The 547-nt window shown below is 65.1% G+C and carries 1 protein-coding gene; it reads left to right on the top strand.

Translation table 11 applies throughout. The features are described from left to right. Positions 1–156: 156 nt before the first annotated feature. Positions 157–547, top strand: a 391-nt coding sequence (locus HPC46_RS34665; RefSeq protein ID WP_179476474.1) for an NADH-quinone oxidoreductase subunit C, incomplete at its 3' end; no start/stop codon positions are given.

The raw sequence follows: 547 nt of genomic DNA, 5'->3' as shown, positions 1-547 counted from the left end.
GGCGTTGCATGCCAAGATCGCCGAGATGCCGTTGGGGGTGCACCGCGCCGAGGCCATCGCGGCGGCCGAGAAGGCTGCACTGGCCGCCCCTACCACCCTGGAACTCAAGGGGCTGCTGCGGTGAGCGACGAGGAAGTCATCGGCGTTCGCCATGGCATGTTCGGCATCAGCGGTAGCGGTGACACCTCGGGGTACGGCCGGCTGGTCCGCGAAGTTGCGTTGCCCGGCAGCACACCACGGCCCTACGGCGGCTATTTCGACGAACTCGTCGATCGGTTGGCCGAGGTTCTGGGTGCCGACGCGTTCGGCGCGGCGGTCGAGCGCATCGTCGTCTTCCGGGGCCAGCTGACCCTGGAGATCCGGCGCCAACACCTGGTGTCCGTCGCGCAGGTGTTGCGCGACGACGAGCAATTGCGGTTCGAATTGTGTTGTGGTGTTTCGGGTGTGCATTATCCGGATGATGCGGGTCGTGAGTTGCATGCGTTTTATCCGTTGATGTCGATCACGCACAATCGGCGGGTGCAGCTGGAGGTGGCGTGTCGGGATG

The organism is Mycolicibacterium vinylchloridicum (assembly GCF_013404075.1).
Lineage (GTDB): Bacteria > Actinomycetota > Actinomycetes > Mycobacteriales > Mycobacteriaceae > Mycobacterium > Mycobacterium vinylchloridicum.
The sequence above is the reverse complement of the archived record's forward strand: the minus strand, read 5'-3'. Positions and strand labels throughout refer to the sequence as shown.